The sequence below is a fragment of the Ignavibacteria bacterium genome (assembly GCA_017302895.1).
Classification (GTDB): domain Bacteria; phylum Bacteroidota; class Ignavibacteria; order Ignavibacteriales; family Ignavibacteriaceae; genus UTCHB3.
This window is the reverse complement of the sequence record JAFLBV010000004.1, coordinates 18965-34601: the sequence shown is the minus strand read 5'-3', so window position 1 is coordinate 34601 and position 15637 is coordinate 18965. Positions and strand designations below refer to the sequence as shown.

The 15637-nt window shown below is 41.0% G+C and carries 6 protein-coding genes and 1 pseudogene; 4 read left to right on the top strand and 3 right to left on the bottom strand.

Going from position 1 to position 15637, the window contains the following annotated elements; translation table 11 throughout:
* Window positions 1–4: 4 nt before the first annotated feature.
* From J0L60_14415 to J0L60_14405, 3 genes and pseudogenes are all read right to left on the bottom strand, one after another.
* Entirely contained in the window at window positions 5–1756 is a 1752-nt protein-coding gene (locus J0L60_14415; GenBank protein ID MBN8547323.1) for an AlwI family type II restriction endonuclease, read from the bottom strand.
* Between the two features lie 5 nt (window positions 1757–1761).
* Window positions 1762–3690 (bottom strand): annotated as a pseudogene (locus tag J0L60_14410) (Dam family site-specific DNA-(adenine-N6)-methyltransferase).
* 101 nt (window positions 3691–3791) lie between these two features.
* Window positions 3792–6971, bottom strand: coding sequence for a discoidin domain-containing protein (locus J0L60_14405; GenBank protein ID MBN8547322.1), 3180 nt, complete (start codon window positions 6969–6971; stop codon window positions 3792–3794).
* A 326-nt stretch (window positions 6972–7297) separates the two neighbouring features.
* Between J0L60_14405 and J0L60_14400 the strand changes: the two genes are divergently transcribed.
* The 4 genes from J0L60_14400 (at window position 7298) to J0L60_14385 (ending at window position 15539) form a co-directional block, all read left to right on the top strand.
* Window positions 7298–9265 carry a T9SS type A sorting domain-containing protein gene (locus tag J0L60_14400; GenBank protein ID MBN8547321.1) on the top strand — a complete coding sequence of 656 codons (1968 nt, stop codon included), beginning with the start codon at window positions 7298–7300 and terminating at the stop codon, window positions 9263–9265.
* 111 nt (window positions 9266–9376) lie between these two features.
* Window positions 9377–11815: a glycosyl transferase family 36 gene (locus J0L60_14395; GenBank protein MBN8547320.1), complete on the top strand. Its 2439-nt coding sequence runs from the start codon at window positions 9377–9379 to the stop codon at window positions 11813–11815.
* Window positions 11815–14238 (top strand): T9SS type A sorting domain-containing protein, encoded by a 2424-nt coding sequence (locus tag J0L60_14390; protein MBN8547319.1) that lies wholly within the window; start codon window positions 11815–11817, stop codon window positions 14236–14238. Before J0L60_14395 ends, J0L60_14390 begins: the two co-directional genes overlap by 1 nt.
* 59 nt (window positions 14239–14297) lie before the next feature.
* Window positions 14298–15539: a sugar ABC transporter substrate-binding protein gene (locus J0L60_14385; protein ID MBN8547318.1), complete on the top strand. Its 1242-nt coding sequence runs from the start codon at window positions 14298–14300 to the stop codon at window positions 15537–15539.
* Window positions 15540–15637 lie beyond the last annotated feature (98 nt).

The following is a 15637-nucleotide window of genomic DNA, read 5'->3' as shown; positions in this document are numbered from 1 at the left end:
TCTGTTACTCTTTCAAAAAAGAATTTTTCCATTCTTTTATTTCCAAGCTTATCTTGCGTTTCCATAGAGGAGCGCGGGCATTTCGAAACACCAAGCATCGGTCCATTAGACTTTTAAGATCATCGTTTGTAAATTTTTTATACCTGAAAATCTCGAACAAGTTAATAAAATCACCGAGTTCCATCGGGAGAATATTAACAAATTCTTCTTCATCATTTTTGTACCAAACACCGATCCTAAAAGTCTCAACTACATTATTATCAATACTGGGGGCAACGAATAAACAATAGACAGTTTTATCCTTAAAAATGTTTTGATATTGAACTGTGTGTCTTCTTACTGGCTCACTTTCTACTGCCATTTGCCTAGATGATGAAGTCAAAGTTACTTCAACAACCAAAATGTAGTTCTTAAATACAAAAATTAAGTCAGAACCCCCTCCGGGGGCAGTGTTTCGCGGGAAAAAATCATAATCTACGGGGAACCTTCTTGTTTCATGAACAGGACAAATAATTTCATTTATAGCGAGAAATGACCTCCATACAGCCCATTCTAGATATGCGGGTCTATCATCAATCTCAAGATGTCCCGTTGGTTTCTCATTATTTAATATAGCAAGATATTCAAGGATTTCATTGACTGATTTTATGGATTGCTGTTGTGAAGCGAAATCAACTTCTCTTTCCCAATTATTGTATTCAATGAGGTCAAGACGAAGATCATTGATTTCTTTCATTCCTGAATCTAAAGTAATAGTCTCGGCTCTTTTAAATAATTCGTGTCTTTTATCTTTTACTCCGGATTTTAACCTTTGAACCTCTTTGAAAGAAAATTCAATATCATCAATAGGAAGGGGATAACTACAGTTATAAAAATTGGAAAAATATTCATACGGATTGGTATTGAATGTGAACACGGGTTCCGATTCCAAAAGATAATTCACAAATTCAACTTTGCTGTCTCTTATACTGATTGTTTCTCCCTTTCTTGAAAATAACCCTGTCAGCAAAAAATACCTGAATGTGGTATCTGAATAATCAGAAACGACGGATTGAGGGTCTATGGTGATTTCCTTCCGAAGGGATTCCACATATTTTTTCTTAATTGCCTTTCGTTCATTTGAATTCTTACATGATGATAAATCGTGCCTGAAAGCAAGTAAATTCTTTACAATATTCTCAGCTAGATCGGGGCTATGAGTATAAAATCTTTGTAAAAATAATCCGACCTCTAGTTTTGATAATCCATCGAGATTTTTAGATCTTAATAGTTGTAATACTTGTAGAAATAGTATAAAAGGTTTTAAGGGGCCATTATCAAATCTTCTCTCCAAAGAATTTGGCAGTTCATAACAAAGTAATTGTCTGGTATAAATTTCTTCTATTTCTGCAATTCTATCCGTAGATATTAACTTTTTGCCTGCAGGAGTGATCTGATAAGGAAATGATATCTTTGAACAATTTATCTTTTTGAAGAATTCTTCAGCAGAAAATGTTACCTTATCTATGAGATACTTTTCATAGCTAATAAAACCGAGTTGATAGAAAGCGGCACGCCATTTTCGTCCATTCCAAGCTGAGGGTTCACCCTCGAACTCAACAACTCGGTTTTCTCTTAATTTGTTGAGGAGTCGTTCTTCCTGATCTTTACCTTTTGCGTTGCCAGAAAAACCTTCTTCAACAAATACCCTTAAGGCGTTTTCAATTCTCTTAGGATTTCTAACAGTAGTGTTTCCTATATTCCAAACTCTTAGCATAAAACTTATTTTCCTATAAACAGATATTCTTGAATTCGATTATTCGCATTGCCAATTTTGTGATTTTGGTTACCCATCGAATAAGTATGTTTGATTTCATGAGTTTGGATATTCGATTTATATTTTGACAGCATTTCGATTATCTCTTCCTTTTTGGGTAGACTATTGGAGGAGTATGAAATTACGATAATTGAGTTCTTAAACTTATTCATCAAGTTATCCAATGCAATTGCTGACGAAGTTTTTTTAGAGAAAGGAGTGTCATAGCTCTTAAACTTTTTCACTGCAGTGTGTTCCTGAATTTTCAGATTATCCCAATTTTTAACCAGTCCTTCGACGAAATGATACCTTCGTACATAATCATTGTCAGATTTTGGAGAATAGTATGGTGGATCTAAGTAGACGAGATCAGTATTAAGCTGAATATCTTCTGAATTCAGGTTGAGCGCTTTGTTTGTTTTATTGTTGTCAAATACTGCGTTGTTGTAAAGAGATATACTTTCTAAGAAATGATCTTGAATGGATTTTTGCATGTCAACCCGACCGTCATTATACCTTTCGCCTACAAATGTAAAAATTCCCCTCGACCTTTTCTTTAAACATGCCCTTACTAACGATGAATATGCAAGAGCTTTTTTATATTCATTTTCGAAAAGACTTATATTGAATCTTACGAAATCTAAAAATTTATTATCCTCTTCGGAAAAGAAAACATCCTTAAAGGTTGACTGAATAAAATTATCGTTTTCATTGTATTTTAATAATATCTGAATATCTTGATCTGATAGTTGTACGGAGGGATTTTCAATAATAGCTTTTGCGTTTAGATAACTAAAGGTTAAAAAATCATTGGAAATTACCCGCTTATTTTGGCATTTCATAAAATATCCAACAACATTACTCCCGGCAAAAACATCGAGAAAACTTTCAAACTCCAGTTTACCAAGGTGTTGCCAAATTGAACCGAGAATTTTATTTTTGCTCCCCATATATCTGGTACCGGGGAAATTTCGAAAATAATCCGGGAAGATGTCGGTTTCGATGATGTTTTCCGTTTATCGACCAATTACAATAATGTCAGTTCCTGAGCGAGAAGCGGCATTGCTATTGATTAGTCTCTTTGTTTGAAGGATTTTTATCTCAAAATCTTTATAAAGATCAAAAATTAGAGGGTGTTCTGAATTTGTCAGGAGGACATGGCACCCTTTATCAACAAGTTTCCTGAATACGGTTGCCAACTCAATTTGATCTGACTCGTAAAAAAATTCTTTTGTGTATCTCTTAAAGTCAGAGAATTTACCAACTGGTTGATAAGGTGGATCCAGAAATATAAAGTCTCCCTTTTCTGCAAATTTCCCTATTATTTCCTTGTAATCTCCGTGAAGTATCGTTGTATTTTTCAAAGCATCGGCGACCTTAAATAAATTGTCTGTGTTAATTTTAATATTCTTGTTATTCGCATAAGGGACATTAAACTCACCCTTTTTATTTACTCTGAAAAGCCCGTTGAAACAAGTCTTGTTCAAAAAGATCATCCTTGCCGCTATCTCAGTTTTACTGAGATCATCTGTTTTTAAAGACCTTAGCTGATAAAAGAAATCTGCTGTATTCCGATAACCATTAAGAACTGAAATAATGGATTGGACATCGATTTTAATTTGATTGTAGGTAATTACCAATTCTTCATTCGAATCTGAAATAATGGAATTTGAATGATTTAGCTTAAAAAATAATGCACCTCCACCTACAAAAGGTTCAATATACTTATTAAAATTTGCCGGGATTTCATTCATTAGGGCAGGTAATAACTGTGTCTTCCCACCTGCCCACTTTAAAAAGGGATGGGCTGCTAAACCATCGCTAAAAAGGAGGGGTGTAAAATTTTTATCAAACCTGAAATCAGTTTGGCCGAATGTTCTTTTTTCTGGTTGCATTATTTTTATCCTGAAAATATCTTTCTAACGCAAAAATAAGGTTTCCACTCGACAAATGCAAAATTCTCACTTGAGCTGCGCTTCAAAACTAATAAATAATTTCATTTCCAATAAATCAATTCAACTTTTGCGGGAAGGGATTTAATTACCACCTCGCCATCGAGGCCGGGTTCGATGTGTTTATCGTTCAGTTCGATTCTTTCTTTCCGGAATTTTGGAGGAATCACATATCTAATGCCACCTTCGGGAATTTTGATGTCACCAGTAATATTTATGGTGGCTTCAAGTCCTTTTTTTACAATTTCAAAGTTCAATTCCCCATAGTAGGTGGGGAGATTTTCGAACTTGAATCCCTCCTCAAATTCATACCAGGCGTTCGGAAAACCGGGAGCAACAAGAAGTGAATTATCAGATTCTCTCTCGTGGACAACCATTGCCCTGATTGCATTGATAAAATCGGATCCGCACCATGTGTGGGGCATATCACCGACGAATCTGGCATATCTGTAATCACGAGTGACCACTTCAGCCCAGTGGTTCCAGCCCTGTGGTCTTTGATCTTTCATGAAGAATTGAATCAGTTCCCAAACGATATCGGTTTGTCCCGAAAAGTTAAATGTGCCGATCGTTCTCATTTCATACGGGGTATACTCATTCCATTTTAACTTTCCATCCCGTCTGTCAGTAAAAAATTTGTAGTATCTCTTGAAAGTATTGTCGAGATACGGTTGTGGCAGATTGTGGATTTCACCTCCCGGATAGACGGCTATTGTTGTGGAAGTCGCATCGAAGTCACCTTTTTCTGCACACCCGGGGATGTAATCGATACCTGTTCTCTTGATGGAGAGATTTATTGAATTGTAGAGATTTGTCTCGAAAGAGTCTCTTGTAACTGACCAGGATGCTGCAAGATCGTTCCTTCCAATCAGTTTAGCCATCGTGACCGCATCCTTAAGTCCGAGCAATGTGAAGAAATTATCCCAGTATGAATGCATCGGTTTATCTGAGTACCCTTCGTGGCTTATCGATTCAGGAACCAGTCCATAGAGTGATCTGATGGAATCGTTTGGATTGTTTTTGAAGTGATCCGTGCTTCTTTGGGCGATCATGTGACGGATGAAACCAACAGCATCTTCAACCTTGGGGAAGAGGTTTTTAATAAAATCCTTGTCGCCTGTATATCTGTAATATTGATAAATCAGATAGATAAATTCGCCGTTGCTGTCATTTTCGGGAACGGGGTCGGGACCTCTTTTATCGACTACACAAGGGACCATTCCATTGGGATACAGATATTTTGAATACCATTCAGCGAATTGTTTAACTTCTTTTTGCAGCCCCATTTTCAGAAGTGCAGCCGAAGTGAGGGCACCATCCCTTATCCATGATCTTTCATAAGAGCGGGAACCGGGTTGGATACCGACATTATCTCTGTTTATCAGGATGTAGCCGATGTTGGTTTTAACTGTGTTAAAAACAGTTTCAAGTTCTTTCGGAACCTTCCATGAGATGTGTCCCAGTTTCTTCTGCCAGAAATCTTTGGTTTTCAAAAGTTCTGTTTTATAAATGTCATTTTTTGACGAGAGTTTAACCAGGGTTTCCGGAATTGTTTTTTTATACTGAGGAATGGCGAATGTAAACCGCCGGGTCTCACCGGGTTTCAGTTTCAGATTAAAAGAATAGGCGGCTGAGCCCAGTCCGGTTTTATCGGTAACTTTTTTTGAATCTGGGAGTTTGTTTTCCGAGATATAAGTTGAAATGTCGCCTTCGTCAAAAGTGAGGGCTCCAAAATTCCCGGTGATGCCCAAAGGAATTACGGCTGTTTTACCGTTTACAAGAGCGTATCCATTTTTCAGGTCGATGGTCTCAATTTTGGCGGTACCACCGTAGAAATTCAGGTCCTGCCAAGGAGGATTAACCTGAAAAGGTCGAAGTGCGAGGAAGAGAGAGCCGCTGATTTCCTTCCCGGTTTTGTTTGTGACCGAATATTCAGAGTAGAGGACTGAGTTCTCCACTTCACCCGAGGCAAAGGAGGTAATTTTCAGATCAAAATTATCTCCCTCCCAGATCACTGATGGAACCGGGATATAGTTATCCACGAGTGAATGGGAAATTTTGACATCATTCCATGTGTAAAATTTGCCCTCCAGATGAAGAAACGGCTCCACAGAGAAAGACTGTTTGTCGGTTTCGAGCAATCCGTCTTCGCTGAGGAGTCCCTCCTTCACATCACCTGAGACACCTGTTACAGTAAAGTAATTTTGTTGTTTCAGGGTATAGCGCGGGAACCAGCCTCTTGGGCTTGATGCAGCAATAGTGTAATAAAGGTTGTTATGGTTGTCAGCAAAGCTCAGGTCTTTAAATTCAATCTCTTTAAGATAAGATTCATATTTTTTCTTGTTATCAACAACAATTCTGATGTACCGGTATTGAGCTTCGGGAGTTACAATATAAGTTTTTCCCCCCTTCCCTTTGTTTTTGGAGAGGGTATTCCACTTTTTCAGGTCATTGGATGCCAGAATAGAGAAACCGTGCGGATACATTTCCTTGTCCCACTCGAGTACGATACCACCGAACTCCTTTTGTACGGTCAGATCGATATCGATGGTGAACTCCTTGATTTTGGTACCACTGCTAAGTCCCGTCTCAGACTTTCCGTCAAAAAGTGAATTGGGGACATCCTCTTCCCCGTAAAAATTATTTGTTACAACAGGGGGAAGTGTCGGTACAGTCGGCGGATCGAGTTTTTCAATTTTCAGTTCATCGATAAAGACAGACCCTTTGCCACCATTGATTGATGCAACTATCAGTTCAACTCTCCCGAGTTTTTTAATCTCACCGCCACCCTGCGGACCCCATGCAAAACCGAGATTCCGTTTCCGCACAGTCATCTTAGTCCATTCAGATGGAAAGTCAAAACCTTTTCTGTTAACCCACCATACATTGTCGCCCGATGGATCAACCAGTTTAAATTCAAAATTGTTTGGGGGAAGACCTTTTGCCTTCACATAAAAGGTTATCTGGTAATTATCAGGGAGGTCGAGGGATAAGAGGTCATAGATTCCGCCGTATCCACTGCCCACTTTGAAATCGATATCAAATCTGACACATTTACCTGCGAGGCCCTTGTCAGACTGTTTATTTACCGAAACACCCTCGGATGAGTTGATTTTCCATGCAGCTACAGACTCAAATTTTTCTTCAAAAAGTACCTGTCCATGAAGTTGAATAGCCAGAAAAACAGTAAACAGAATAGATGTCGCCAAAATTTTAATCTTCATCGGGAGACCTGATAATAAATTGGGGAAAAGAATATTCACTTATGTAAATCCCGTCCGGAAAATGTAAAATTTACAAAAATGTAAATATTTACATTTTTTTAGCCAATCAGTGGCATAAAACCCGCCGGGTGGAAAAGTTTGAAAAATTATCACCAAAAATATAAAAAAAGGGTATTAAAGGAGAAAATTTATCTGAAAAGTAGAAAAAAAAGAAAAAAATATCTTCAAGATGAAAGATTTAACTTGACATTCTGAAAAATTTGCCGTAATTTAACAGTGTGTAACCGTTTACATTTTTTGATACAAACAAACAAACAGGAGATGCCGTGAAAAGCAATATCTACAAGCTCTTCGCAGTGATATTTGTACTGGCAGCAGTTCAAACAATCGTTGCACAACCGTATAACGATCCAAGTACCCGCGAGGCATATCTCGCAGCAGGACCAATCGTGGTCGATGGCAATATGAATGAAGCAGCGTGGAACAGTGTCCAGGAATATCTGGTATTCGGACCGAAGCCTGCTACAACAATTCAGATGCAAGGCGTTACCGCCGGTGTATATGTAAAAACAGATGTTCCCTATCTTGACACCACATGGACAAAGATGAAATTCCTTAAGGTTGGCACGAAACTGTATATCGGTTTCTCCAGCGATGACAAATCGGTTTGTAAATTTGGTGACAGTTGGGAAGGTGACGGACTCTTTATGAAAATAAAGACAGCCGGTGGTCAGGAAAAAGAGTATAAACTCTATTTTAATGACGGAACTGCAAACTCAAACATGGTATTCGAGAATCAGGCTCCCGGAATGGGCGCAGGACTTAAGGGTTCCAACACCATAGTTAATGATACAACACAGGTTGATAATGGCTACAGTGCTGAACTGCTTATCTATCTTGATTCACTTGGATATGATGCGAATGTTACATCTGTTCCCGTTACAATTAATATTTTTGATCCTGACGGTTATCATGTTGGAATGACAGCATGGGGACCAAAAGGCACCTTCTACAAGACCTGGTGGGGCAGTGAGTGGGGCGGAGTCTGGAGAGACATCGCATTCTATAACGATCCACAGTCAATCAATGTTTATCAGTCGGCAAATCCAATAGTTTTGGATGGTCTTTTAACCGAACCTGACTGGGCATATCCATCCCAATATCTGGTATTCGGACCAAAACCCCCTCTCACCGGAACCGGAAGTTCTGTTACCTCGACTGTACTGGTAAAAGGTGTGTATAAGGATACAACCTGGACACCGCTTAAGGTACTCAGAATTCAGAACAAACTTTACATTGGATTCACATCCAAAGATAAACAAGTTTGCCGTTTTGGAGACAGTTGGGAAGGCGACGGCCTCTTCATGAAGATTAAAGATGCCTCGAACGCCGACAAAGAGTTTAAGTTGTACTTCAATGCCGGCGGTGTAAATCCTGAGATGGTATTCGAAGCACAGGTTGCAAACTCAGGTGCCGGTATCGGAAGGAAAGCAGTCGGAACTTTGGTAAATGACACTACCCAGACAGACAACGGATATTCAGCAGAAATGATGATCGATCTGGCAGTTCTTGGTTATGCTACAGTTCCACAGTCGGTTCAGGTTATGATGAACATTTTCGATCCTGACTTCTACCATAACGGTATGGGCGCATGGGGAGACAAAGGAACATTCCACAAAACTTTCTGGGGCAGCGAGTGGGGTCCAGGTATGAGAACACTCAACCTGACCAACAATTCAACTCCAGTCGAGCTTACTTCATTTACCGCCCAGGCAGTTAATGGAAATGTTAACCTCGAGTGGACAACAGCTTCCGAGAGAAACAATGCCGGATTCCAGATTGAAAGAAGTGTTGACGGTCTCGTTTTCGCAGCAGTCGGATTTGTAAATGGCAAAGGAACTTCAACAGATGTAAACCGCTATTCATTCGTTGACAGGGAAGTTTCAGGTAAACTGTTCTACAGACTGAAACAAATCGATTTCAACGGTGAATTTGGTTATTCTGATGTAATTGAACTCGGTTCCATAGTATCTGATTTCGCTTTGGATCAGAATTACCCAAATCCATTCAATCCTTCAACGACAATATCTTTTGCAATTCCTGCCAAATCATTTGTAACCCTGAAAGTTTACAATGTACTTGGAAAAGAAGTTGCAAATCTTGTTAACGGAGAATTTGAATCGGGCAGACATTCAGTGGATTTCAATGCAAGTGACCTCGCAAGCGGTGTATATTATTATACCGTAAGTGCAGGTAACTACACCTCCACCAAAAAAATGATCCTGATGAAGTAATTTATTCAAACCGCAAAGGACGCAGAGAACGCAGAAAATAAAACTTTGCGTACTTTGCGTTCTTAGCGGTTTATTTTTTATTCTTACACACAAAAAACATGGAAAGAGACCTTGGAAAGATTATTTGAAACCAAATACGGATATTTTACAGAAGACGGAAGCGAATATGTTATAAAAAGACATGACACCCCAAAGCCTTGGGTTAATGTGATCTCGAATGGAGATTACGGTCTGGTTATTTCGCAGACGGGTGGTGGTTTCAGTTGGTTGACGCATTCTGAGTTTAACCGGGTAAACAGATGGCACCAGGACCTGATACAGGATAACTGGGGCAAATACCTCTATGTAAAAAACAACGAGACGGGAGAAGTTTGGAGCCCCACATTTATGCCGGTTAAGACTCCACTCGACAGTTACGAGTGCAGATACGGATTTGGTTACACGGTCTTTACTTCTGAATATAAAGGTATTAAAATCGAGATGACGGTCTTTGTTCCGTTGAACGATACACTTGAGATTTGGAATGTCAGGTTTATAAATAACTCCGGCAAAAAAGTATCTCTCTCCTTGTTCACTTATTTTGAATGGTGTCTCGGTTCATCAGCAGATTTCCACAGGGAATTTCACAAAACATTTATTGAAACATATTTTAACGCCGATGGCAACTACATGCACGGCACAAAAAGGCTCTGGGAGATTCCTCTCGGGGACAGGGGGCACTGGAATATCGATTACCAGTATCACGGATTTTTTGGGGTTAACAAAAAAGTCGTCTCTTACGAGTCGGAAAAAGAAAATTTTATGGGGCAGTATGGTGATTTGAAAAATCCTGCCGCACTGAATGACACACCATTGAAATGTCAGACCGGTTCCTGGAATGACCCTGTTGCGTGTCTGCAAAACGAAATTGAACTGGAAGCCGGAGCGGAAGATACAGTAATATATCATCTGGGTCTGGTTAGCGAACTTAATGAAATTGACTCTAAAAGAGCGAAATATGACACTCCCGCCAAAGTGGCTGGGAAACTTGCGGAAGTGAAGACAATGTGGACGGAGATGCTCTCTCCGCTTGAAATTAATACACCGGATGTTGCCATGAATTTAATGGTTAACAAATGGTTGAGGTATCAGGCAATTGCAGGAAGATTATGGGGAAGAACAGCTTATTATCAGCAGAGTGGTGCCTTTGGTTTTAGAGACCAGCTTCAGGATTCTCTCGTTTGGTTGCCGATTGATCCTTCTCGAACAGAAGCACAACTGAAACTTCACGCTGCTCATCAGTTTATTGAAGGAACTGTCCTTCACTGGTGGCATCCAATTACCGAGACAGGACTTCCGACCAAAATGGTGGATGACCTTTTGTGGCTGCCTTTCATCCTGTCGATGTATGTCAAGGAAACCGGCAATCTTGATTTTGTTGAGACAAAGGTTGAATATTACGATAAGAAAGAATTAAAAGAAACTCTATACGAACATTCTCTTCGTGCGATTGATGTGGTTTTTTCCCGCCTTAGCGACAGGGGAATTCCTTTGATTGGGGCAGGTGACTGGAATGACGGACTGAGTGCCGTTGGTCTAGAAATGAAGGGGGAATCAATCTGGATGGCGGAGTTCTTCTATTTTGTGCTTCAGGAATTTGCGAAGATTGCAGAGCAGAAACGGGATTATACCACACTCGCAAAACTGCACTCGGGTGCCGAAAAAATAAAAACCGCATTCAACGAACATGCATGGGATGGTGAGTACTATTACCGGGGAACCAAGGACACGGGTGAAAAATTCGGATCTTCGGAGAACTCCCAGGGTAAAATATTCCTGAATCCACAAACCTGGGCTGTCATGAGCGATATCGCCCCGTTTGAAAAACAGGAGGCAGCACTTAAGGCAGTCGAGAAATATTTACTTAAGAAAAACGGGACTCTGTTGCTTCAACCTGCATACAGTGTACCGGACAAATATATCGGTTACCTTTCCCGTTATGCACCGGGAAGAAGAGAGAACGGTGGAGTTTACATGCACGCGGCTACCTGGGCAATCTGGGCGTTTGCAAAGTTTGGGAAACCTGAAGAAGCATACAGAGTCGTGGAGGGAATTTCTCCCGTACTTAACGGAATGGATCCAGATCTTTGGAGTGCAGAACCTTATGTAACTCCCGGCAACATCGACGGACCCGATTCACCCAACTATGGCAGAGCAGGTTGGACATGGTACACAGGTTCGGCTTCATGGTATCAAAAGGTATTTGTTGACTGGATCCTCGGTGTTCGTGCTGAAGATGAAGGGCTTATAATTGATCCTGCGATTCCCGCAGTTTGGGACGGTTTCAAAATAAAGAGGCTTTACAGAGGTACTGTCTACAATATCGAAGTCTTCAATCCTGAGCATGTTTCATGTGGAGTCGCAAAAGTTGAAATTGACGGAATCGAAGCAGAGGACAATATCCTGAGACCCCGTTCCGAAAAAGAAGTCTCGGTTAAAGTATATCTCGGAGATATCGATGGATCACTTCTCGATCATAAATCAAGTGGCATCACCGGATACAAATTCTGATGAAGAAATTACTATTCAAACTGATAACATTTTTTGTTTTTACATGGTCGCTAACCTATGGGCAGGATTTTGTCTTTTTCACTAACAGTGCGGTTAATACCTACTGGGATCCCAGTCTCGGTTCATTTACTGCACCCGCATTTGTGGAATTGATATTCGACAGTAAATTTCCTGTTTCCACACAATACGCTTTCTCGGGAGCAAACAGCCTTAAGTTGAGGTGGCGCTCGATGGATTCGGGTAACTGGCGTCTTGGTGTAGCAGGTTCAGGCAATCCCTTATTTAATGTAAACAACAAAGATACCCTCAGTTTTTATATCTATTCCACATCAGAAATTCCCGGTTCAAATCTGCCTCTGCTTTACCTTCAGGATAATGCAGGAGCAAGAACGGGCATGGTTCAAATGGGCAGCTACCTTTCTCATCTTCCCGCTCACACCTGGAGGAGGGTTCTTGTGCCCCTTTCATTATTCAGAAATGCTGCAGACACCACAGATTTGACAAAGATAAGATATGTCTTTTTCTCCCGCGGGGTAGCAGATACTACAGAACGAATCTGTTTTATTGATGAAGTCAGGATGGTAACAAAAGGAACAATTGACCCGACACCTCCTTCTATTCCTTCCCAACCGGTAGCAAAAGGATATGAGAAGCATTTTGATTTGAGGTGGATGAAAAGTCCCGAAACCGATGTAATGGGGTACAACATCTATAAAAAAGAGGGAAACACGTACATCCGCATTGGAACGACAAATGCCAATGACAACTACTATTTTGAGTGGACGGGTGCAACGGGAATATCCAAAACCTTTGCGATATCCGCATTTGATACTTCTTACAATGAATCGGAGAGAACATCCGATTTAGCCGTTACCACTTCACCAATGACCGATGAAGATTTCCTCGACATGGTGCAGGCGGCAACTTTCAGATACTTTTGGCATTATGCTCATCCTGTGTCAGGACTCGCAAGGGAGCGCCTGGGAAGTGGTGAAACTGTTACCACCGGCGGTTCCGGTTTTGGAGTGATGGGAATACCTGTTGGAATAGAGAGAGGTTTTATAACCCGCACAGAAGGTGCCGAGAGGACATTGAAAATAGTCAATTTCCTTTTGACCAAAGCGGACAGATTCCACGGAGCCTGGTCTCACTGGTTGAATGGTACGACAGGGGCGGTAATCCCTTTCAGCACTTATGACAACGGCGGTGACCTTGTGGAAACCGCATTTCTGGTGCAGGGACTTTTGACATTAAGACAATATTTTGACGGTCAGAATCCCGTTGAGACTGAAATCCGGCAGAAGATAACACAGGCGTGGGAAACCGTCGAGTGGAACTGGTACAGGAGATACTCAAACACATACAAACTCTACTGGCACTGGTCGCCAAACTACGCATGGCAGATGAATATGCCCGTAACGGGATACATGGAAGCTATGATAATGTATATGCTGGCGATCGCTTCTCCGACATTTCCGATGCCTCCACAGTCATACTGGCTCGGTTGGTCAGTGGGATCGGGCTATCAGAATACAGGTACCTATTACGGATACCGGCTTTGGGTAGGACAAAACACGGGCGGACCACTTTTCTTCGCACATTACTCATATCTCGGTTTTGATCCGAGACACAAAAAAGATCAGTTTGCTAATTACTTTGAGCACAACAAAAACCAGACCCTCGTAAACAGGGCATATTGTATCGCAAATCCAAAAGGATATGCGGGTTACAACGCCAATACCTGGGGTCTGACCGCATCTGACAATCCGTGGGGATATGCAGCTCATGAACCGACAAGCTGGGGAGACAACGGGACCATCGCTCCGACAGCCGCAATTTCATCCATGCCTTACACCCCTGTTGAATCGATAGCAGCACTAAAAAACATGTACAGAACCTATGGTGCAAACCTGTGGGGAGTTTATGGATTTAAGGATGCTTTCAATCCTCAGCAGAACTGGTTTGCATCGAGCTATCTTGCGATAGATCAAGGTCCCATTCTTGCAATGATCGAGAATTACAGAACGGGTCTGTTATGGAACAGGTTTATGAAAAATCCCGAGATTGCTCCCATGCTTGCAGCGGTTGGATTCACAGCAGATACAACCACATCGGTTGAAGACGAAGCTTTACCACCGCTGCCTGCAGAGTTTAAGCTTGAGGGAAATTATCCCAATCCTTTTAATCCGACAACAAAAATATCATTTTCAATTCCGGAAAATGGATTTGTCGATCTAAAAATATATGATGCACTTGGAAATGTAGTATCGGAAACCAATGGAGAATGGTTTGAAGCGGGAAGGAATGAATTTTATTGGAATGGTCTAAACAAGCGCGGATCGTCAGTTAATTCGGGAATTTATCTATACAAAATAACCGCGGGAAATAAATCCCTCACGGGTAAGATGGTGTTGATGAAATGAATGGTTGGTGGAAGCAAGTGAACCTTGGTTTTCGATTGGTTTTTTCGGGAGGTTACTTCTTGCTTCCATTTTTATTCCTCTTCGGCGGATGTAGTGATAAAAAAGACGGTACAACAGAAATTACTTTTTGGGGGATGGGAACCGAAGGGGAGAAGATACAAAAAGTAATTCCCGAGTTTGAAAAAAGAAATCCGGGCATAAAAGTAAAAGTACAGATGGTTCCCTGGACGGCAGCTCAGGAGAAGCTGATTTCCTCATTTGCCGCCGACAATACACCCGACCTCTGCCAGCTTGGCAATACATGGGTGCCACAATTTGTAATGATTGAAGCACTGGAACCTCTCGATGCCTACATTTCAAAAAGTAAAAGTTTAAAAGCAGCGAATTACTTCCCGGGCATCTGGAACACAAATGAAGTGACGGGAAAAATTTTCGGTGTTCCGTGGTACATCGATACCCGGATCATATATTATCGAAAAGACATCTTCAAAAAAGCTGGTTATGACAATCCTCCAAGAACCTGGGAAGAGTTGCTCGACCTTTCCCGCAAAATTGTCAGAATGCAGAATGATCCGAACAAGTATGCGATATATCTTCCTACAAACGAGTGGGCACCTTTTGTAATCTTTGGACTGCAGAATGGCTCCGACCTGATCAAAGACAACTGGACCTATGGTAATTTCAGCGGCAAGGAATTTCTCGATGCCTTTAAATTCCTCATGCAGTTTCACAAGGAAAAACTGACCCCATTGGGGGTTTCTCAGGTAACAAATGTGTATCAGGCGTTTCAACAGGAATTTTTTGCAATGTATATTTCAGGACCTTGGAACATCCCTGAATTCAAAAAATGGATGAAGGATTCCACCGGTGAGAAGTGGGGAACTACACCACTTCCCGGAAAAAACGGATTCCCGGGTGTCAGTCTTGCAGGCGGATCGAGTCTTGTGATGTTCAAAAATTCCAAAAACAAGGAAGCCGCATGGAAGTTCATAGAATTTCTTTCGGAGAAAGAGACCCAGCTCGCTTTCTACAGGGAAACGAACAACCTTCCCGCTGTGATCTCAGCCTGGGATGAACCCTACTTCAAAAACGATCCGTTTATTAAAGCATTTTATGATCAGTTTCAACATGTGGTTCCAACTCCAAAGATACCCGAGTGGGAACAAATTGTATTCTCAAAGCTGCAACAATTCGCGGAATATGCCGCCCGTGGCACCATGACGGAGGCTGAAGCCATGAAAGCGATGGACAAGGAAGTTGATATAATTTTGGAAAAGAGGAGATGGATTCTTAGCTATTAGCTATGATCTATGAACTATGAGCTGATTTTTAGTTATTAGTTTTGAATTATGACTTATGAATTGTGCTCTAATAAAGTTTTGAAATTTAGGATTAAATA

Bases quoted from the DNA above. Each gene is read 5' to 3' on its own strand.
- J0L60_14390 (MBN8547319.1), top strand. From the start codon at position 11,815: ATGAAGAAATTACTATTCAAACTGATAACATTTTTTGTTTTTACATGG.
- J0L60_14415 (MBN8547323.1), bottom strand. From the start codon at position 1,756: ATGCTAAGAGTTTGGAATATAGGAAACACTACTGTTAGAAATCCTAAG.
- J0L60_14405 (MBN8547322.1), bottom strand. From the start codon at position 6,971: ATGAAGATTAAAATTTTGGCGACATCTATTCTGTTTACTGTTTTTCTG.